The sequence below is a fragment of the Rhizobium sp. AAP43 genome, from assembly GCF_001296045.1.
Taxonomy (GTDB): domain Bacteria; phylum Pseudomonadota; class Alphaproteobacteria; order Rhizobiales; family Rhizobiaceae; genus Allorhizobium.
Genome location: NZ_LJHS01000041.1, coordinates 72,533 through 92,711 on the forward strand (window position 1 = coordinate 72,533; position 20,179 = coordinate 92,711).

Sequence of the window (20,179 nt, forward strand, 5' to 3'; positions counted from 1 at the left end):
AGGTGATGCGCAATTTCTTGAAAAGGCTTAAGTATCTGTCCTGACTGATATCGGGAAGATAGTGGTGCCCGGAGGCGGATTTGAACCACCGACACGCGGATTTTCAATCCGCTGCTCTACCAACTGAGCTATCCGGGCATCTCGGCTTCTTGCGAAACCTGCCGGCTCCTTCTCGGAACCGCCGGGGTCTGTCCCCCGGGAGCGAGCGGGGTTATAACATCTTGTTCGGCCATGGCAAGCACCTGAAGGCACTTTTTTGAAGAAGATGTGAAAATCCCAGAAAATGCAATGCGAACAAGCAGATCCGGTTCAGGCTGCAAAGCAGCCGAACCCGGGTTCGACCGCAGCGTCAGCCGCGACCGTCGTCTTCTGCCTGGCTTTCGTCGTCAACGACCGGGATCGCGTAGGAGCCCTTCAGCCAGCGGGACAGGTCGAGATTGCGGCAACGGTCCGAGCAGAAAGGATAGTCCTCGCGGGTCGAGGGCCTTTTGCATTCGGGACACGGCAGCGCCTTGCGCAGCGGCTCCACCTTGGCCAGGCGGCCGGTTTCATCTTCAGACATACTCAGCCCTCGGTCCAGGGGGTGTGAACGTCATAGCCCTCGCCTGAGAGCATCTGCAATGTCTCGAACAGGGGCAGGCCGACAACATTCGTGTAGGAGCCGACCATTTTCTGCACGAAGGATCCGGCAATGCCCTGGATGGCATAGGCGCCAGCCTTGCCGCGCCATTCGCCGGAAGCGAGATAACATTCGATGTCATAGCCCGACAGACGCTTGAAGCGAACCTTGGTCTCGACGATCTTCTGGCGCTGCTTGCCATCAGGCGTGATCAGGCAGACACCGGTGAAGACCCAATGGCTGCGGCCGGAGAGTAGATGCAGCGCCGAGGATGCCTCCTGCATCAGTTCGGCCTTCGGCAGGATGCGCCGGCCAACGGCTACGACCGTATCGGCTGCCAGAATAAAGCTGCCGTTCCATGCAAGGTCCTTTCGGACCTCCTGGTAGGCGGCTTTGGCCTTGTCGGCCGAGAGGCGGCGGGCGAGTGAGCGCGGATGCTCGGCCTTCTTCGGGGTCTCGTCGAGATCCATCGGCATCAGGCGCGCCGGTTCGATATGGGCCTGTTTCAACAGGTCCACTCGCCGGGGAGAACCCGATGCCAGTATCAGTTTGTGTCTCAGTTCCATGATCCCTCGCGGCCGGAGGCGACGCTCACTTGAAGCGATAGGTAATGCGGCCCTTGGTCAGGTCGTACGGCGTCATTTCAACCAGTACTTTGTCGCCAGCGAGAACGCGAATGCGGTTCTTGCGCATGCGGCCTGCCGTATGGGCGATGATCTCATGTTCGTTTTCGAGCTTCACGCGGAAGGTTGCGTTCGGCAACAGTTCGGTCACGACGCCGGGGAATTCGAGGACTTCTTCTTTAGCCATTGAGCAGTTGTCTTTCCTGGGGTTTCAAAGGGGCGACATTTGCGCCCTTAAAAATGTGCGCGGAAACTACACAATCCCTGTCACTTTGTGAACCGTGTAGATCAGGCTTTTCGGCATTGCCCGAATCCGGGACTTTTTAGCGGTTTTCGGCCTGTATGAGGCGCTCTACGATGTGTTTTTCCAGTCGGTTCCGCACATCGCGATAGGCATCCAGGATCTGGTCCCGCGTGCCGGTCGTGCCGGAAGGATCCGGCATTGGCCAGTATTCAACCTCGACCGCCGTCTGACGTGTCAGTTCGAGGGCTGCATGATGCGCCTCTGGCGACAGGGTCACGACAAGATCGAAATAGTCGTCTTCCAGATCGTCCAGCGTTTGTGGTGGATGCTTGGGAGCGACCAATCCCAATTCATCGAGAACCGCATCAACGAAGGGATCGCTCTCGCCGCGGCGAACGCCGGCGGAGGCGACATATACGCCCGACGGCAACATCGCCCGTGCGATTGCTTCGGCCATCGGCGAACGGATTGCATTCATCCCGCAGACGAAAAGAACTGCACCGGGGCGGCGGGGCTTGCCGGCATCCGGCGCATCGCTTTCCATGCTCAGCCGCGCCAGTAAAGCACGCAGACCAGCGTGAACAGCCGGCGGGCGGTGTCGAAGTCGATGACGATCTTGCCGGCGAGCCTGTCCATCAATGTCTGTGAGCCGTCATTGTGGATGCCGCGCCGTCCCATGTCGATGGCTTCGATCTGCGACGGCGTCGACGAACGGATCGCCTCGTAATAGCTCTCGCAGATCATGAAGTAGTCCTTGATGATCCTTTGCAGCGGTGTCAGCGACAGGATGTGGACGGCAACATCGCCACCGTCTTCGGTCTTGATCGAAAACACCAGCTTGCGGTCCATCAGCGACAGATAGAGCCGGTAAGGGCCACCCGCGTGACCGACCGGTTGAAACGAATTCTCTTCGATCAGATCGAAGATGGCGACCGCCCGCTCATGCTCGACATCAGGCGTGGACCGACCAATGGTCTCGTCCAGCACGACATCGCAGAGCCGGAAGTCGCCAGCCGCCATTGCTAGCTCCCGAGATTGAGACGAATGGCGACAGAGCGGGCATGGGCGTCGAGCCCTTCCGACTTCGCCAACGCAATCGCCGCCGGTGCCAGCTTGCGCAACTGCTCAGGGCCGAGCCGCAGGATCGAGGTACGCTTGACGTAGTCCAGCACGCCCAGTCCCGAGGAGAAACGCGCCGAACGCGCGGTCGGCAGGACATGGTTGGAGCCACCGACATAATCGCCGATCACTTCCGGTGTATGGCGCCCGACAAAGATCGCGCCGGCATTGCGGATGCCGTCGATCAAGGGTTCGGGGTCATCAACCGCAAGCTCCAGATGTTCGGCCGCAATACGGTTGGCGAGCGGGATCGAATCGGCCAGCCGCTCGACCTTGATGATGGCACCGAAATCACGCCAGCTGGCGGAGGCTGTTTCGGCGCGGGGAAGGCTTTTCAACTGCCGTTCGACAGCGGCTTCGACCGCCTCGCCGAGCGCACGATCGTCGGTGATGACAATCGACTGGGCGCCCGGATCGTGTTCGGCCTGGGCGAGCAAGTCAGCGGCGAGCCAGTCCGGATCATTGTCCTTGTCGGCAATGATGAGCACTTCCGAGGGACCGGCAATCATGTCGATGCCGACAGTGCCGAAGACCTGGCGCTTGGCGGCGGCAACATAGGCATTGCCGGGGCCGACGATCTTGGCGACCGAGGCGATCGTTTCCGTACCATAGGCGAGTGCCGCGACAGCCTGAGCGCCGCCGATGCGGTAGATCTCGGTAACGCCGGCAATCTTTGCCGCCGCGAGCACCGTCGGATTGATTGCGCCGCCGGTTGCCGGCACGACCATGACAACGCGCGGCACGCCGGCCACCTTGGCGGGAAGCGCATTCATCAGGACGGAACTCGGATAGCTTGCCGTACCGCCGGGAACGTAAAGGCCGACGGCATCGATGGCCGTCCAGCGCGAGCCGAGGCCGACGCCGATTGCGTCCTCGTAGATATCGTCCTTGGGCATCTGGCGCGCGTGATGGCGTTCGATGCGCTCGGCTGCCAGCATCAGGGCATCGATCAACTCAGGCGCCGTCGCCGTCGTCGCCGCCTCGATCTCGGCATCGCTGACACGCATTGATACGGTGGAGAAGTCCACGCCGTCGAAACGCTTCGAATAATCGGCAAGCGCCGCGTCACCGCGAAGGCGCACATCGTCGATGATCTTGCGCACGACATCGTTCACATCGTCGGATACTTCACGCTTCGTCGTCAGGAAGGCGGCAAATCGCGCCTCAAAATCCCCCGATGCCTGATCCAGCCAGATTGCCACGTCCCCACACTTCCTTCTCAGACTGCCATTTCAAATTGCTGCGCCACAGAGAGTGCCCTCAGTCGGCCTCGTGCTCCGGCTTTGCCGTCGTCTCCCAGGCGCCGCCAATATCGGCGAGCTGGGCCTCGATGCACTCCACCTCGAGTGCGACCATCCCGCCGCCGGCCAGCACCAGTTCGATGACGCCATCAGGCCCCTCGCCTGTTGGCACATAACGAACCGCAAGCAGACTCATCACTTCATCCACCTTGCCGCGATCAAACCCGATCGAGCGGACCGCCTCGACGCGCTTGAAGCTCAGTCCGGCGCGGCGACGCTCGAAGCTTTTCTTCGCTCGATCGGCCTTTTCCCAGACAAAGCGATTGCCGGCGAGCGAAAAGACGCCGGAGCGGGCAGAGAAGCTCAGATCACCAACCTTGAAAACGGCGTCCTGCATATGCGCCGAAATGATCGCGAGATCATCGGCATCGAGCGCCAGAAGTTTCAGGTCCGTCATGTCACCTCACTATTGCAGCCTGAAGACCGCCTTGCAGTCCCCGTCGATTTCATGTTGTCGACATAGGTTGCCGCTTGTCCAGTGGCAACGGGACAAAAAGACTTTTCGTCCCGTTGCAGTCCGGATGAGGTGTTTCGTCGGTCGATCAGTCGCTGATACGCTCGACAATCGCGCCGCAGCGGGTGAGCTTTTCTTCCAGCCGCTCGAAGCCGCGATCGAGATGATAGACGCGGCTGACCATGGTTTCGCCTTCGGCTGCCAGACCGGCGATGACCAGCGACACGGAGGCGCGCAGGTCGGTTGCCATGACGGGTGCACCGCGCAGACGCGACACGCCTTCAATACGGGCCGTCTGGCCGTTCAGCGTGATCTTGGCGCCGAGGCGGGCAAGCTCCTGCACATGCATGAAGCGGTTTTCGAAGATCGTTTCCGTGACATGCGAAACACCCTGGGCGCGGGTCATCAGACCCATGAACTGCGCCTGCAGGTCTGTCGGGAAGCCCGGATAGGGCTCGGTGACGATGTCGACCGGACGGATCTGGTCGCCATGGCCAATGACGCGAATGCCACCCTCGACGGCCGAAACTTCGGCGCCGGCGCGACGGATCGCCTCAATCGCCGTGTCGAGCAGGCTGATATCCGTTCCCGACAGCGTGACGTCGCCACCCGTCATGGCAACCGCCATGGCATAGGTGCCGGTCTCGATGCGATCCGGCAGCACGCGGTGGCGGGCGCCCGACAGGCTGGTCACGCCTTCGATGGTGATGGTGGAGGTTCCGGCGCCCGAGATCTTCGCGCCCATGGCGATCAGGCAGTTGGCGAGATCGACCACTTCCGGTTCGCGCGCCGCATTGCCGATCACGGTCGTGCCGCGGGCGAGCGAGGCTGCCATCAACATGACATGGGTGGCGCCGACCGAGACCTTGGGGAAGGTGTAGCGCGCGCCGATCAGGCCGCCCTCTGGGGCTTTGGCATTGATGTAGCCACTATCGATTTCCATCTCGGCGCCGAGGGCCTGGAGGCCCTCGATGAAGAGGTCGACGGGGCGCGTGCCGATGGCGCAGCCGCCGGGCAGCGAGACGCGGGCCTGACCGCAACGGGCCAGAAGCGGCCCGATGACCCAGAAGCTCGCCCGCATCTTCGACACCAGCTCGTAAGGTGCGGTGGTATCGGCGATGGTGCGGCAGGTGAAATGCACGGTGCGGGAATAGGAACCGTCCTGATGCTCGCGGCGGCCGTTGACCGAGATGTCGACGCCGTGATTGCCGAGGATGCGCAGGAGATTTTCAACGTCTGCCAGATGAGGCACGTTTTCCAGCGTCAGCGTATCGGAGGTCAGAAGCGAGGCAATCATCAGCGGAAGCGCTGCATTCTTCGCACCGGAGATCGGAATGATCCCGTTCAATGCATTACCACCGACGATCCTGATGCGATCCATGTGAACCTACGATACGGGCGCGAACGCCCGCCTTTCCTTGATGAGCGAGTGAGGGATGAGCCTTGCCTAGCGAGGCTGGCTCCTTAGACGAAAAGCGCGACCGGTTCAACGAAGCCCGTCACGTTCGGTTAATCACCGGGTTTGGACGAATTTGCGGCAGAGATGGCAACAACAGGTTCGTCCACGCCCATGCCGGCCGACGGGGTGTCGGCGGCCGGCTGTTGCTTCGACGGCTGGGAGGCTTCTACAGCAGGCGTCTCCGTCGCCTGCTCGGCCGAGGGGCGCGCTGCGGGAAGCCCTTCGCCATCTTCCGCCTGACCTGCACGGCGGGCCCGAGACTGCTGCTTGCGCCGCGCCAGATTCTCGCGCAGTTTCTCTGCTGCCCGGATCCTTCGCCGCTGCTCGGCCTCGCTCAACCCACGCGCCCCACGATCGGTGAGGTTCCCCTCCCCGCTGCTGCCGACCCCGACCTGGGCCGTATCATCGGGCGCAATGCCCTTGTTTTCCGCGTCTTCTGCCATGCCCGGGTGATAGCGGAAACTGCGTCGCACCGGAAGCCCGACACGGCCTTGTCACAAAACATCCGGCATCAATCGCTTTTCCGGCTTGCGCTGCCCGAAAGTCTGTGGCAATAGGCCCCTCGTTCCGGGCGACACCAACCTTCGCCCGCCAGATGCTGCTATAGCTCAGGGGTAGAGCACTCCCTTGGTAAGGGAGAGGCCGAGAGTTCAAATCTCTCTAGCAGCACCATTCCATCCCCTTGAAATCGTTGTAACCATCGTAGTGCGCGTTCGCTCGGTGATACTCGGCTGATCTTGCCGGTCATGCTGCAAGGTCTCTGCATCCAGGAAGACCCTACGAAGGCGTGTTTGGCCTACAGGCGCATATCGCCATCGGGCAAGGTACACGCTGAATCAGAATCCACGTCGTCAGCGCTGGAATTTTGCTGCGCCGACACCAGAGGTCATACCGGAAACTCAGCGGCAGACCAAAGCTGCTTCCAGCCCATATAATATGATATGGATTGTCACCTTTATTGACGAAACAGACTTTCTGGCCGATGTTAGGCGGCGTCGGCTGCGGCCTTCAAAGCGCGACAGGCCCGCGTATTCCCGGCGAAAACGACGTGTTGAAGATGGTTTATCTCGTTGTTTTCACAGAATAAACATGCAGAAGCGCTGCGCATTTCATTTGCAAGAGTGGCTCTAGTGGCCCGAGACAGAACGAATGACCTATCTCCATTCTATGCAAGCAGAGACCGATGGCATCCGTGCTATTTTGCCCGCGAAATGGCGGTCTCTGGACGGCATTGTCGGCGTGCATTGGGAGGCCGAGGCCCAGGCGGGCGCCAGTGGCTACTACCTGTCGCCCGATCCGCGGATCGTCTTCTTCTTCAACGATGTATCGAGCCAGATCCGGGTCGCTGATCGGGAAAATCAGCTTGGGCGGAATGACCGGGGCATGGCGCGGGCAATTTATGTGCCCGCCGGCGTACCCATGTGGACGCGCTTTTCGGCACGGCACCGGTTCTCCCATCTCGATCTGCATCTGCATCAGGACAGATTGATGCGCTATCTGGCGCCATCGCTTGGGGCTTCGAAGGCGAGGTCCACCATCAAGCGACCGGTCGAGGTGCAGGATGTCGGCCCGGTGGCCGCCCTTTCCCGTCTCGTCGTCGACGAACTTTCTACGGACACGCGCCATCCACTCTTTGCCGAAAGCCTGGTGGGCAGCATCGCCACCGCCCTGCTCGACATTCCCAGGGACGATGAAGCAATACAGAGCGGACGGCTCACCCAGGCCCAGATGAACCGGCTGACGAGCCACCTGGCCACCCATGGGGACCAGCGGATTACGGTGGCGGAGATGGCGGAGGTGGTTGGCCTGTCGGAAAGCTGGTTCGCCACTGTCTTTCGAGAAACCACCGGCAAGACGCCGCTGCAATGGCAATTGTCACGCCGGATCGATGCGGCGCAGGACCTGCTCTGCAATGGTTCGCTGACCATCGCAGACATTGCTGCCCAGCTCGGTTTTTCCGATCAGGCCCATCTGACGAAGGTTTTCCGCCAGGTCGTCGGCGAGACACCCGCCGCCTGGCGCCGCAGCAGGGTGCAGAGTTAAAGACAAAAAAAGCCAAAGGCCCGGCCGGATGAACCCGCCGGGCCTTTTGTTGATTACCAGGTCTGGCGGATCGTTGCGTAGATCGCGCGGCCAGGGTTGTAGTAGTAGGCACCGCCATCATTGTTGGCGATATGCTTCTCGTCGAAGACATTGCTGACATTCAGCTGGAAGCTGGTGTTCTCCTTGATCGCATAGGAGAATGATGCGTCGAAGACCACCGCGCCGTCAGACTTTCGTGTATTGGCATTGTCGAAGTAGTAGGAACCGGTGAAGCGTGCACCAGCACCGAAAGTCATGTCGCCGCGCGCGCCCTCGCCTTCCAGCGTATACGTAGCCCAGAGCGATGCCATGTGCTCTGGCACCTGGGCGAAGCGATTGCCATCGACGGAACTGGCGGACGTGCTGGCGTCGACGATCTTCGAGTCGATGTAGCTGTAGCCTGCGATCAGCTCGATATTCGGGGTAACCTCGACCTTGGCTTCGAGGTCGATGCCACGATGGTTGATCTTGTCGACCGTATTGGCCAGGTAGATCGGTGCCTCGTAGGTCGTGATGTTTTCCAGCGTCAGGTCATAGATCGAAGCCGTGAACATCGCCGGGAAGGCATCGGGGCGATATTTTATGCCCGCTTCATACTGCGTGCCATAGGTCGGCTCGTTGCCGGTGCTCGGCGGCGCAACCGATTCCGCATAGCTGACATAGGCGGCCAGCTCCTCGGTAATCTTGTAGCTCAAGCCAAGGCGCTTGCTCATTTCGCTGTAGTCGCCACTTGCCGTGGTGCCCGCCAGCAGATCCGCATCGCTCAGGTCCAGCCAATCATTACGCAGGCCGACGCTTGCCGTCAGGCGATCGGAGAAGATCAGATCCTGCTGCAGGTAGATCGCATTGGTCGCCTGCTCCACCTGCGAGCTGCTATAGGGGGACAGTGCGCCTGGCCCGCCGGAATACGTCGGGTTGGTCCAGTCGATCTGGGACGCCGCCGTGTAGTACATGGCACCTTCGGACTGGAAATTATTGTAGTCGAGGCCGACAAGGGTACGGCTTTCGATCGTGTCGAACTGCGTTTCATACAGCAGATGCGCATCGATATTGAACTGTTCGCTCGAATTCTCGCTGCCGAAGAAACTGCGATCAATCAGGGTGTCAGCCGGATCGCTGGCACCGAGAGAATCCCAGATGTAGGCATAGCCGAAGCCCGAACTCGCCTTATTGTAGCGAGCGGTGGAATTGAAGCTCAGGCCGTTGCCGAAATCGTGGTCGAACATGAAGGTGTAGGTGTTGCGGTTCGTCGTATTATAATTGTAGCCTGGCTCACCAAAGAACACGTCACGGTCGAAATCCGTATAAAGGGGATGACCGCCGCCGCTCGGTGTGCCGTCGCGATCGAGGTGATCAAAGACGAAGGTCAGGCTGGTCATATCCGTCGGACGCCATGTCAGGCCGCCCTGGATAAAGTTCTCATCGTTTTCCGAAAAATCATACTCGCCGTCGGCGCGCTGGAACTTGCCGGTCAGGCGGTAGGACAGCGTGTCGTCTTCGGTCAGATTATCGCCGAAATCAAAGCCCGCTTCCTTGTGGGCAAACGAACCGGTCGTGCCATAGACTTCCCCGAAGCGCTCGTTGCGCGGCGTCTTGGTGACATAGTTGATCGCGCCGCCCGGATCAGACACGCCAAAGCCGGTGGAATTTGCGCCCTTCAGCACTTCGAGCCGTTCGAAGGCATAGGGCTCTTCCTTGACACCACTCCAGGTCCGGCCAACCACGAGGCCGTCGCGGTAGGTGAAGGGCGTGAAGCCACGGATCTTGATATAGTCGTAGCGGTCGTCGGAACCGTAGTAGTCAGTGGTGACGCCAGCGGTATACTGCACCACCTTTTCGACCGAGTCTGCGGCACGCTGCTCGACTTCCTTCGACGTGATGACCGACACGGTCGCGGGCGTTGTCAGGATCTCGCCGGGCATCTTGCCGACGGCGGTGCTTTCCGTCGCCACCACCGTCTTTGAATCCGCCTCGCCCTTACCGGCGCCCTCGACGGTGATCGTTTCCAGAACGGTGGTCCCGGCCTCGGCATCGGCGTCCTGCGCCTTCAGCACCTGCGGCGCGAAGGCGATCAGGGCGGTGCAGCCGAGAAGAACGGCTGTGCGGTAGCGGATGGAGACCCTTGCGGCGTTTCCGGCGGAATTCAATCTGACCATATCTGTTTCCAGTGCTGTGACGTCCCGATGTCCCGCTGCGGCAGATCTTGGGTTCCACCGATGCAGGTCTCGTCCATGTCGCTCGGCCAATCTCGCCCCACACCGTGATCCGGATCCCCTCCGTTCGCGGTCGATGGCGCGCCGTTCAACATTTCCTTCACGGCTCTTTAACTGGATAAAATCTATCCAGTATTGTAGAATTCCGTGTTTTGTAGAATCCCCCGGAAAATCAAGGATGGCATGGGCGGCGTGGCCGCAAGATGCTTGACCTTCCTGCATGAAGCTGAGAGGGACAGTCAACTTAAAACATGGATGAGCCCTGCCCCATGCGACTGCGTTTTCGTGATCTGACACTCGCGCCGGCCCTCCTGATCGGGATCCTTTACGGATCGACCGTCATGGCGGAGGAGGTGACCGCCTATCCGGCAAAGATCACCCATGCGCTTGGCACGGCGGAAATCACAGCCAAGCCCGTGCGCGTGGCGACCGTTGCCTGGGCAAATCATGAAGTCCCGCTGGCGCTCGGCATTGTCCCGGTTGGCATGGCAGCGGCGAATTTCGGCGATGATGATGGCGACGGGCTCTTGCCCTGGGTCTCGGAGCGGCTGAAGGCGCTGGGCGGCACGCCGCCGCAACTGTTCGATGAGGGCGACGGCATCGATTTCGAGGCGGTTGCCGAGACCCGGCCGGACGTCATTCTCGCTGCCTATTCCGGCTTGAGCCAGGCGGATTATGACACGCTCAGCCAGATCGCGCCGGTGGTTGCCTATCCGCAGGCGCCCTGGTCGACGGACTGGCGCGAAACGATCCGGCTTGACAGCGCCGGTATCGGCATGGCCCGCGAAGGCGATGCACTGATTGCCGACATCGAAAAGAAGATTGCCGCAGAGGTCGCCAAATATCCGGAACTGAAGGGCAAGACGGCCATGTTCGTCACCCATCTCGATGCGACCGATCTTAGCATGGTGAATTTCTACACCACGCAGGATACACGCGTGCGCTTCTTCAAGGATCTGGGCCTCGCCATGCCGAAAAGCGTGATCGAGGCCTCAAAAGCCGGCAGCTTCGCCGGATCGATCAGCGCCGAGCGGATCGATGATTTCAACGATGTCGACATTCTCGTGACCTATGGCGATCGCAGCCTGATTGCCGCGATGAAGGCCAATCCGCTGCTCGCGCATATGCCCGCCGTCGAACACGACGCAATCGTCACGCTCGGCCGCGATCCCATCGGGACCGCGGCCAATCCGACGCCGCTGTCGATTACGTGGGTGCTGGCTGATTATGTCGCCATGCTCGCAGAGGCTGCCAGAAAGACCTGATGAACACGACACGCCTGTTCGCCAACCGGCCGCGCGTGTCGCTGGCCTCCCAGACCGGCAGCCGGGTGTCCTGGCTGGCGGTTCTGCTGCTTGTGGCGATCTTGGTCTCGGCGCTTTCCCTGTCCATCGGCACCCGCGACGTGCCGTTGCCGGAGGTCGTCTCGGCGCTTTCGGGGCATAGCGGCACGATTGGTGAAGCGGCCGTCGCCACTCGTATTCCCCGCACACTGCTGGCCATGCTTGCGGGTGCGGCGCTCGGCCTTGCCGGCGCCGTCATGCAGGGGGTCACCCGCAATCCGCTTGCCGATCCCGGCATTCTCGGCGTCAATAGCGGCGCCTCGCTTGCCGTCGTCGTGGCCGTTGCCTGGTTCGGCATAACGTCGGTGCATGCTTACATCTGGACAGCCATTTTCGGCGCCGGCATCACGGCCGTCTTCGTCTATCTTGTCGGCTCCCTTGGCAGGGGCGGCGCAACACCGCTGAAACTCGCACTTGCCGGTGCGGCAACTTCCATCGCCTTTTCCTCGCTGGTCATTGCCGTCGTCCTGCCACGGGCGGATATCGCGGGCGGCATCCGCTCCTGGCATGTCGGCGGCGTCGGCGGGGCGACCTTCGAGCGCATCGAGCCGGTCTTGCCCTTCCTCGTCGCCGGCTTCCTGATCTGCCTTTTGTCCGCACGCCGGCTGAATTCGCTGGCGCTGGGCGATGAGCTGGCCGCAGGCCTTGGTGAACGTGTTGCCTTTGCCCGTGCCACAGCCTCCTTCGGGGCGATCCTGCTGTGTGGTGCGACCACGGCCATCTGCGGTCCAATCGGCTTTGTCGGCCTCGTTGTGCCGCATGCCTGCCGGCTTCTCGTCGGCGTCGATCATCGCTGGCTCCTGCCCTTTTCCGCCGTCAGCGGCGCCATTCTGCTAACCGGCGCCGACCTTGTCGGGCGGCTTGCAGCCCGGCCGTCGGAACTGGAGGTCGGCATCGTCACAGCCCTGATCGGCGGGCCCTTCTTCATCTGGATTGTCCGGCGGCAGAAGGTGCGCGCATTGTGAACACGCCGCTGAACCTGCCCATCGCGTTCGACCCGCCCAATGCCCGGGCGGCACCTGGCCTATCCTCCGTCCGGCGTATAACAGCCGACCGGATGCGGCAGTCCCGTCAGCGAAAGCTGACGCTTGTGGTGATGGGCTTGATCCTTGCCGCCGGTTTTCTGCTGACGCTGATGATGGGGAAAACCCTGACGCCACCGGGCGATATAATCCGGGTTCTTCTCGGAGAGACCGTGCCAGGCGCGAGCTTCACGGTTGGACAGCTGCGCCTGCCGCGCGCGGTGCTCGCCATCCTTGCCGGCATGAGTTTCGGTCTTGGCGGCGTCGCCTTCCAGACCATGCTGCGCAATCCGCTGGCGAGCCCCGACATCATCGGCATCAGCTCCGGCGCCAGTGCGGCGGCCGTCTTTGCCATTGTCGTTCTGTCGTGGAGCGGACCTGCGGTCTCTGTCTTCGCCATTGTCGCCGGGCTCGGCGTCGCCATCCTGGTCTATGGCCTCTCTGCCCGCAATGGCGTCGCCGGGCCCCGGCTGATCCTGGTCGGCATCGGGGTCTCGGCCATGCTGGAAAGCATGATCGCCTATGTGCTGGCCCGCGCACCCGCCTTCACCCTGCAAGAGGCCATGCGCTGGCTGACCGGCAGCCTGAACGGCGCGCAGCTCGCTCAGGCGCTGCCGCTTTTCGTCGCGCTCATCTTGTTCGGCGGTCTGCTCCTCGCCCGAAGCCGCGATCTGGAAGCCCTTCGCCTTGGCGAGGAAACAGCCTCTGCCCTCGGCGTCAACGTCTCCCTCACCCGTATTCTCGTCATCGTTTCAGCGGTCGGGCTGATCGCCACCGCCACCGCCGTCACAGGCCCGATTGCCTTCGTCGCCTTCCTCGCCGGGCCCATTGCCGCAGGCACGATCGGACAGCGCAGATCGCTTCTGCTGCCAGCGGCCTTTGTCGGTGCGGGCCTTGTGCTGACAGGCGATTTCGTCGGCCAGTTCCTCCTGCCCGGCCGCTATCCGGTCGGGGTCGTCACCGGTGCGCTCGGCGCGCCCTATCTCATCGCCCTGATCATCAGGGTCAATCGCCTCGGAGGTGCCGCGTGACCGATCCCCGCCTCGAGGCGCGCCAACTGTCTGCCGGCTATGGCGAAACGCTGATCATCGATGGGCTCGACCTTGCCTTGCCACCGGGCAAGATCACGGCCGTCGTCGGTGCCAATGCCTGCGGCAAGTCCACGCTGCTGAAAGCCATGTCGCGGCTGATCGCGCCGCGCGGCGGCCAGGTCCTGCTCGACGGCCAATCCATCCATCAGGTCCCGACACGGGATCTGGCCCGTCGGCTTGGGCTCTTGCCACAGTCGCCGATCGCGCCGGAAGGCATCACGGTTGCCGATCTCGTCAGCCGTGGACGCCATCCACATCACGGGCTCTTCGCCCGTTGGACGCTCCGCGACGACGAGGCGATCGCAGCTGCCCTCGACGCCACCCAGATCACCGATCTCTCCGATCGGCCGGTGGACGAACTGTCCGGCGGACAGCGCCAACGGGTGTGGATCGCCATGGCGCTGGCGCAGGAAACCGAAATTCTTTTGCTCGACGAACCAACGACCTTTCTGGACATCAGTCATCAGGTGGAGGTGCTCGATCTTCTGACCGACCTCAACCGCCGGCGCGGCACCACCATCGCCATGGTGCTGCACGATCTCAATCTTGCCGCCCGTTACGGCGACCATCTCGTTGCCATGCTGGATGGGCGCCCGTTTGTCACCGGCACGCCGGACGCGGTTCTGACGGAAGAGACTGTCCGCCGGGTGTTCAATCTCGAAAGCCGCATCGTCACCGACCCCACCTCCGGCCGGCCGATCATGCTGCCGATCGGCCGCCATCACATGACAAAAGCCCCTGCCCCGACCCTGGAGTTGCAACCATGACCGCGCACCATGATTTCGTGCTTTCCGGCATTGCCCGCCCGGCCGATGCCGAGGCGATGCTGGAGGAAATCTGCGAACACTTCGTCGAGCATGCTGATGTCCACCGCGACGGTGGAACCGCAACGCTGCACAGCGACGACTGGACAATCGAGATCACCTGCGACGGCGACACCTTGAAGATCGGCATTGGCTGCGACACCGCAGACGCGCTTGAGGCGACCCGCACGATGTTTGCCGAACATCTCTACTATTTCGCCGGCGAGGAGCCTTTTGCGCTCGAATGGGCGACGCCCGCGCCGAAGATTGCGCCCGCCAATCTGCAGGAAGCGACGGTGGTCTCGACCGAGGTCGTTACGCCCAGGATGCGCCGCGTGACCTTTGCCTGCGCCGACATCACAGCCTTCCTCGATAGCCACATGCATGTGCGCCTGCTCGTACCGCCGAAGGGCCGCAAGGCGCGCTGGCCGGAGTTGAAGGCGGATGGCCGGATCGGCTGGCCGGAGGGCGAAGACGAACTGATCGTCCGGATCTATACGATCCGCTCCGTCGACGTCGAAAAGGGCCATGTCTCAATGGACTTCCTCCAGCACCCGGTAGCGGGCGTTGCCACCCCTGGCGCAGACTTTGCCCGCGATGCACAACCCGGCGACCGGGTGGCGATCATGGGTCCCGGCGGTGGCGGCCTACCGGAGGCGGACGCGATCTTCTTTGCCGGTGACGAAAGCGCGCTTCCGGCGATTGCCCGCATGGCGGCCGAAGCGCCGGCGGGAACGAAGATGCAGGCGATCATAGAAGTCGAGGACGAAGGCGAGGAACAGCCATTGCCTACGGCGGGTACGCTTTCCGTCCGCTGGCTGCATCGCTCGAGCTATCCAACAGGCGCGACGGGGGTGCTTGCGACCGAGGCGCGAGCCGTGGTGGATGAGCTCGATGCCGAAACCTTTGTCTGGTTTGCCTGCGAGAAGGACGATGTGCGCGCGTTCAAGGCCTATCTCGCATCGCGCGGACGCAATCGCCGTCGGCAATATCTGGCCTGGTACTGGGAGCGCACGCAGCACGACGCCGCCTGAACCGGGCTCGCCGCTTGGGCCATAGCGCTCAGGCGGCCGCGGCTCCGCAGTCCACTCCGATTCGCCTTGCCGCCTGGCGAACGATCTCCGCCACTTCGGTCAGCTGGCGGGCAATCGGGCTCGTCTTGCGCCAGATCATGCCGATGGTGCGCGACGGCTGCGGGTCTTCAAAACGGCCAATCGAGACTTCAGCCGACCGCGTTTCCACGGCCAAGGCAATTTCCGGGATCAGCGTCACGCCGATGCCCGCGCCGACCATCTGGACCAGCGTGGACAAAGAACTGCCATCAAGGATCTCGCGAGGCCGGGCCGAGCCCAGTTCGCAAAAGGACAGGGCCTGCTCCCGGAAGCAGTGCCCCTCTTCAAGCAGCAGCAGCCGCATCTCCTTCAAAGTATCCCGATTGGGTACCGGCTTGCCCTCATCTTCAGGCGGTCGCACCAGAACGAAGTTCTCGCGAAACAGCGGGGTCTCTGTCATGCCGGGCTCGGAAACGGGCAGAGCGACGATTGCCGTATCCAGCCGCCCCTCTGAAAGCTCCTGCAAAAGCTTGGGTGTCACCGTCTCGCGGATATGGATGTCGAGACCAGCATTGCTGCGGGTGAGATCGGAGATCATCGCCGGCAGAAGATAAGGTGCAACAGTCGGGATCACGCCAATCCGGAGCCTGCCTTGCAACTGCCTCTGGTGAGCACGGGCGAGATCGCCGAGCTCATCGACCGAACGCAGGACATCCCGGACCCGGGTCAGAAACTCCTCTCCAAAGGCCGAAAGGCGAACCTGCCGCGCCGCCCGTTCGAAAAGCTCGGTTCCAAGCGCCTGTTCAAGCTCGCGGATCTGTACTGACAGCGCCGGTTGGGAAATGGAACAGTCTTCCGCAGCACGGCCGAAATGGCCATGACGGGCCAGGGCTTCGAAATAGCGCAGCTGTCTCAGGGTAAAATTGATCATAACCTTTTCCTATGGAACTGATCAGTATTTCCAAATTACATTAATCGCAAGAACTTGCTAGAACCATTCCAGATGATGTCGGAGCAGGTCCTCACCGGCCCTGCCAAGGCTTGTCTGCACAAGCGAAAATGCCGGCACCCACAGAGCGGAACAGGGTTTTCGACCCTTCACCGATACCTTCATCTGGTCGTGACGCAGGCATGGTCGAATGCGCAGACGCGGTCCGAGATCACGCAAGCGGATTCTTCAAGGAGGCACTTATGGATACCCTGAGCAATAAAGGCGCCGGCAAATGTCCGGTCATGCACGGTTCGAACACCGAAACCGGATCAACCGTCATGGCCTGGTGGCCGAACGCGCTGAACCTCGACATCCTTCACCAGCACGACACGAAGACCAATCCGCTGGGCAAGGACTTCGACTACCGTGAAGCCGTCAAGCAGCTCGACGTGGCGGCCCTCAAGGCCGACATGAAGGCCCTGCTGAAGGACAGCCAGGATTGGTGGCCGGCCGACTGGGGTCACTACGGCGGTCTGATGATCCGTCTCGCCTGGCACTCCGCCGGCTCCTACCGTCTGGCCGATGGTCGCGGCGGCGGCGGCGCTGGCAATATCCGCTTCGCACCGCTCAATTCCTGGCCTGACAATGCCAGCCTCGACAAGGCACGCCGCCTGCTCTGGCCGCTGAAGAAGAAATACGGCAACAAGATCTCCTGGGCCGACCTCATCCTCTTTGCCGGCACGGTCGCCTATGAAGACATGGGTCTCAAGACCTTCGGCTTCTCGTTTGGTCGTACCGACATCTGGGGTCCGGAAAAGGACGTCTATTGGGGCGCCGAGAAGGAATGGCTCGCCCCTTCCGACAACCGTTATGATGACGTTTCCAAGCCGGACACGATGGAAAACCCGCTGGCCGCCGTGCAGATGGGTCTCATCTACGTCAACCCGGAAGGCGTGAACGGCAAGCCTGACCCGATGGCGACTGCTGCCCAGGTTCGCGAAACCTTTGCCCGCATGGCCATGAACGACGAAGAGACCGCAGCGCTGACCGCCGGTGGCCACACCGTCGGCAAGGCACACGGCAATGGCAGCGCCCAGGCACTGGGCGTCGAGCCGGAAGCCGGTGATCTGGAAAACCAGGGCTTTGGCTGGATGAACCCGAACCAGAACGGTAAGGCGAGCCTTGCGGTAACCTCGGGCATCGAAGGCGCCTGGACAGCCAACCCGACCGTCTTTGACATGGGCTATTTCGAGCTTCTGTTCGGCTATGACTGGGAGCTGACGCGCAGCCCGGCCGGCGCACAACAGTGGCAGCCGGTTGGCATCAAGGAAGAACACATGCCGGTGGACGCGACCGATCCGTCGATCCGCCGCATGCCGATGATGACCGATGCAGACATGGCAATGAAGGTGGATCCTGCCTACCGCGCCATCTGCGAGAAGTTCATGGCGGATCCGGCCTATTTCCAGGACACGTTTGCCCGCGCCTGGTTCAAGCTGACCCATCGTGATCTTGGCCCCAAGGTTCGCTACATCGGCCCCGAGGCCCCGACCGAAGACCTGATCTGGCAGGATCCGATCCCGGCCGGCGCTAAGAATTACGATGTCGGTGCCGTCAAGGCGAAGATCGCGGCCTCTGGTCTGACGATCTCCGAACTCGTCTCGACCGCCTGGGACAGCGCCCGCACTTATCGCCAGTCCGACATGCGCGGCGGCGCCAACGGCGCCCGTATCCGTCTTGCTCCGCAGCGTGAGTGGGAAGGCAATGAGCCGGCCCGTCTCGGCAAGGTTCTCTCGGTGCTCGAACTGATCGCCGAAGAATTCGGCGCCAGCGTCGCCGATGTCATCGTGCTCGGCGGCAATGTCGGCATCGAGCTGGCCGCAAAGGCTGCCGGTCACGACATCACCGTGCCGTTCGCGGCCGGTCGTGGCGACGCTACTGCCGAGCAGACGGATGCCGCAAGCTTTGCCGCTCTCGAGCCGCTGGCCGATGGTTTCCGCAACTGGGCAAAGAAGGACTATGTCGTCAGCCCCGAGGAAATGCTGCTCGATCGCGCACAGCTGATGGGTCTCACCGGTCCGGAAATGACCGTTCTGCTCGGCGGCCTGCGCGTACTCGGCACCAATCACGGCGGCACCAAGCATGGCGTGTTCACCACCCGCGAAGGCCAGCTGACGAACGACTTCTTCGTCAACCTGACCGACATGGGCTTCACCTGGAAGCCGACGGGCAAGAACTCCTACGACATCTGCGACCGCAAGACCGGTGAGAAGAAGTTCACCGCGACCCGCGCCGATCTCGTCTTCGGGTCGAACTCGGTGCTGCGTGCCTATGCGGAAGTCTACGCCCAGGATGACAACCAGGAGAAGTTCGTGAAGGACTTCGTGGCTGCCTGGGTGAAGGTGATGAACGCGGATCGCTTCGACCTCGCTTGAGGCGCTGAGCGACACTGACGCCTGATACAAGGCAGACTTACGAGGGCCAGTCGCTTTGCGGCTGGCCCTTTTCCTTGCGCAGGGCCGCCAGGGCTTTGTCTGAAAGATCTTGCTTACATAAAGGCGTGTCCAGCAGGCACGCTGCGGGAACTGGCGCCCCGGCGCCTGGTTACATCCACGGGTTGACGGCGAGTATCAGTCAGAGGAAGATCGATCCGTCCACCGAGCAACGGCGAGGTCAAAATGGCCGCAGGAGGGTAGAGGCAGCCCTGACACCGTCACGCCATGCTGCGATGCACAATATATAATAGTACTTTTGCGCTTTACAGCCTGAAAACTTGCGATTACACCTTGTCCTCGACACCAGGGAGGTGGTGTCGCAATTCTTTTGGGAGGACACTTCATGACATTTCTTCGCAAGCTTGCGCTCGGCGCAAGCGTGATCGCGCTCGGCTGCTCTTCGGCCGTTGCTGCAGACATGACCGTCGGCTTTTCGCAGATCGGTTCGGAATCCGGCTGGCGTGCAGCCGAGACCTCGGTGACCAAGATGGAAGCCGAAAAACGCGGTATCGACCTCAAATTCGCCGATGCCCAGCAGAAGCAGGAAAACCAGATCAAAGCCATCAGAGGCTTCATTGCCCAGGGCGTTGACGCCATTCTCGTTGCCCCGGTTGTGGCAACTGGCTGGGAAGAAGTGCTGACGGAAGCCAAGGAAGCCGAAATCCCGGTCGTCCTGCTCGACCGCGGCGTTGATGCACCCCAGGATCTCTACCTGACCTCGGTTGCATCCGACCAGGTCAAGGAAGGTCGCGTGGCCGGTGAATGGCTGGTCAAGACCGTCGGCGACAAGCCGTGCAAGGTGGTCGAGCTTCAGGGCACCGTCGGCTCCACGCCTGCCATCAACCGCAAGAAGGGCTTCGAAGAAGCCATTGCCGGCAAGTCGAACATTACGCTTGCCCGCAGCCAGACCGGCGACTTCACCCGCTCAAAAGGCAAGGAAGTCATGGAAGGCTTCCTGAAGGCGGAAAATGGCGGCAAGGACATCTGCGCGATGTACGCCCATAACGACGACATGGCCGTTGGCGCGATCCAGGCCATCAAGGATGCAGGCCTGAAGCCTGGCACCGATATCCTCGTCGTCTCGATCGACGCCGTTCCGGATATCTTCGCCGCCATGGTCGCCGGTGAAGCCAATGCCACCGTCGAGCTGACGCCGAACATGGCAGGCCCGGCTTTCGATGCCCTCGACGCCTTCGTGAAGGACGGCAAGGCACCGGAGAAGTTCATCATCACCGAGTCCAAGCTCTACACGCCTGCCGACGATCCGCAGGGCGAGTACGACCGCCGCAAGGGCCTCGGCTATTGATCTGACTCCCTGGTGCGGTCCC

Annotated in this window: 19 protein-coding genes and 2 tRNA genes; 9 read left to right on the plus strand and 12 right to left on the minus strand. The window is 61.8% G+C overall.

Translation table 11 applies throughout. The annotated features are described in order from the left end of the window. Positions 1-62: 62 nt before the first annotated feature. The 10 genes from IP76_RS18510 to IP76_RS18555 all read right to left on the minus strand — a co-directional run bounded on the left by IP76_RS18510 (position 63) and on the right by IP76_RS18555 (position 6,292). Positions 63-138: transfer RNA gene (locus IP76_RS18510), tRNA-Phe, on the minus strand. A gap of 211 nt (positions 139-349) precedes the next feature. Continuing rightward, complete coding sequence (gene yacG, locus IP76_RS18515) at positions 350-562, minus strand: DNA gyrase inhibitor YacG (protein WP_054159720.1); 213 nt, start codon at positions 560-562, stop codon at positions 350-352. A 2-nt stretch (positions 563-564) separates the two neighbouring features. Beyond that, entirely contained in the window at positions 565-1,185 is a 621-nt protein-coding gene (locus IP76_RS18520; protein ID WP_054159721.1) for a Maf-like protein, read from the minus strand. A gap of 25 nt (positions 1,186-1,210) precedes the next feature. Continuing rightward, complete coding sequence (infA, locus tag IP76_RS18525; protein WP_004435948.1) at positions 1,211-1,429, minus strand: translation initiation factor IF-1; 219 nt, start codon at positions 1,427-1,429, stop codon at positions 1,211-1,213. A gap of 136 nt (positions 1,430-1,565) precedes the next feature. After that, entirely contained in the window at positions 1,566-2,030 is a 465-nt protein-coding gene (locus tag IP76_RS18530; RefSeq protein WP_054159722.1) for a low molecular weight phosphatase family protein, read from the minus strand. Between the two features lie 2 nt (positions 2,031-2,032). After that, entirely contained in the window at positions 2,033-2,506 is a 474-nt protein-coding gene (locus IP76_RS18535) for a UPF0262 family protein (RefSeq protein ID WP_054159723.1), read from the minus strand. A 2-nt stretch (positions 2,507-2,508) separates the two neighbouring features. Beyond that, the gene (gene hisD / locus IP76_RS18540; protein ID WP_054159724.1) at positions 2,509-3,807 is read right to left on the minus strand and encodes a histidinol dehydrogenase; all 1,299 of its coding nucleotides are present in this window, start codon (positions 3,805-3,807) and stop codon (positions 2,509-2,511) included. Positions 3,808-3,865: 58 nt separating this feature from the next. After that, complete coding sequence (locus IP76_RS18545) at positions 3,866-4,303, minus strand: DUF2948 family protein (RefSeq protein WP_054159725.1); 438 nt, start codon at positions 4,301-4,303, stop codon at positions 3,866-3,868. A 145-nt stretch (positions 4,304-4,448) separates the two neighbouring features. After that, on the minus strand, positions 4,449-5,741 hold the full coding sequence (murA, locus tag IP76_RS18550; protein ID WP_054159726.1) for a UDP-N-acetylglucosamine 1-carboxyvinyltransferase: 1,293 nt from the start codon (positions 5,739-5,741) through the stop codon (positions 4,449-4,451). 128 nt (positions 5,742-5,869) lie between these two features. After that, the gene (locus IP76_RS18555) at positions 5,870-6,292 is read right to left on the minus strand and encodes a hypothetical protein (protein WP_156318637.1); all 423 of its coding nucleotides are present in this window, start codon (positions 6,290-6,292) and stop codon (positions 5,870-5,872) included. Between the two features lie 124 nt (positions 6,293-6,416). Here IP76_RS18555 and IP76_RS18560 point away from each other — a divergent pair. Both IP76_RS18560 and IP76_RS18565 read left to right on the plus strand, forming a co-directional pair. Continuing rightward, a tRNA-Thr gene (locus IP76_RS18560) sits at positions 6,417-6,491 on the plus strand. Positions 6,492-6,968: 477 nt separating this feature from the next. Further along, positions 6,969-7,862, plus strand: a complete 894-nt coding sequence (locus IP76_RS18565) for an AraC family transcriptional regulator (RefSeq protein WP_156318638.1) — start codon at positions 6,969-6,971, stop codon at positions 7,860-7,862. A 53-nt stretch (positions 7,863-7,915) separates the two neighbouring features. On the opposite strand, the gene IP76_RS18570 is transcribed toward IP76_RS18565, so the two are convergent. After that, positions 7,916-10,057, minus strand: a complete 2,142-nt coding sequence (locus IP76_RS18570; protein ID WP_054159728.1) for a TonB-dependent siderophore receptor — start codon at positions 10,055-10,057, stop codon at positions 7,916-7,918. Positions 10,058-10,383: 326 nt separating this feature from the next. Here IP76_RS18570 and IP76_RS18575 point away from each other — a divergent pair, with 326 nt between their 5' ends. The 5 genes from IP76_RS18575 to IP76_RS18595 all read left to right on the plus strand — a co-directional run bounded on the left by IP76_RS18575 (position 10,384) and on the right by IP76_RS18595 (position 15,407). Next, a complete protein-coding gene (locus IP76_RS18575; protein ID WP_082352610.1) occupies positions 10,384-11,379 on the plus strand; it encodes an iron-siderophore ABC transporter substrate-binding protein in 996 nt (331 codons plus the stop codon). Next, complete coding sequence (locus tag IP76_RS18580; protein ID WP_054159729.1) at positions 11,379-12,422, plus strand: iron ABC transporter permease; 1,044 nt, start codon at positions 11,379-11,381, stop codon at positions 12,420-12,422. Before IP76_RS18575 ends, IP76_RS18580 begins: the two co-directional genes overlap by 1 nt. Before the next feature lie 92 nt (positions 12,423-12,514). Further along, positions 12,515-13,510: an iron chelate uptake ABC transporter family permease subunit gene (locus IP76_RS18585; RefSeq protein WP_054159764.1), complete on the plus strand. Its 996-nt coding sequence runs from the start codon at positions 12,515-12,517 to the stop codon at positions 13,508-13,510. Then, on the plus strand, positions 13,507-14,337 hold the full coding sequence (locus IP76_RS18590) for an ABC transporter ATP-binding protein (protein ID WP_054159730.1): 831 nt from the start codon (positions 13,507-13,509) through the stop codon (positions 14,335-14,337). Before IP76_RS18585 ends, IP76_RS18590 begins: the two co-directional genes overlap by 4 nt. Continuing rightward, positions 14,334-15,407 carry a siderophore-interacting protein gene (locus IP76_RS18595; protein ID WP_054159731.1) on the plus strand — a complete coding sequence of 358 codons (1,074 nt, stop codon included), beginning with the start codon at positions 14,334-14,336 and terminating at the stop codon, positions 15,405-15,407. The genes IP76_RS18590 and IP76_RS18595 overlap by 4 nt, the downstream gene beginning before the upstream one ends. A 28-nt stretch (positions 15,408-15,435) precedes the next feature. Here IP76_RS18595 and IP76_RS18600 read toward each other — a convergent pair whose 3' ends face one another. Continuing rightward, the gene (locus IP76_RS18600; RefSeq protein ID WP_054159732.1) at positions 15,436-16,356 is read right to left on the minus strand and encodes a hydrogen peroxide-inducible genes activator; all 921 of its coding nucleotides are present in this window, start codon (positions 16,354-16,356) and stop codon (positions 15,436-15,438) included. A gap of 260 nt (positions 16,357-16,616) precedes the next feature. Here IP76_RS18600 and katG point away from each other — a divergent pair, with 260 nt between their 5' ends. After that, positions 16,617-18,791: a catalase/peroxidase HPI gene (gene katG, locus IP76_RS18605; RefSeq protein WP_054159733.1), complete on the plus strand. Its 2,175-nt coding sequence runs from the start codon at positions 16,617-16,619 to the stop codon at positions 18,789-18,791. Positions 18,792-19,194: 403 nt separating this feature from the next. Beyond that, complete coding sequence (ytfQ, locus tag IP76_RS18610) at positions 19,195-20,157, plus strand: galactofuranose ABC transporter, galactofuranose-binding protein YtfQ (protein WP_054159734.1); 963 nt, start codon at positions 19,195-19,197, stop codon at positions 20,155-20,157. Positions 20,158-20,179 lie beyond the last annotated feature (22 nt).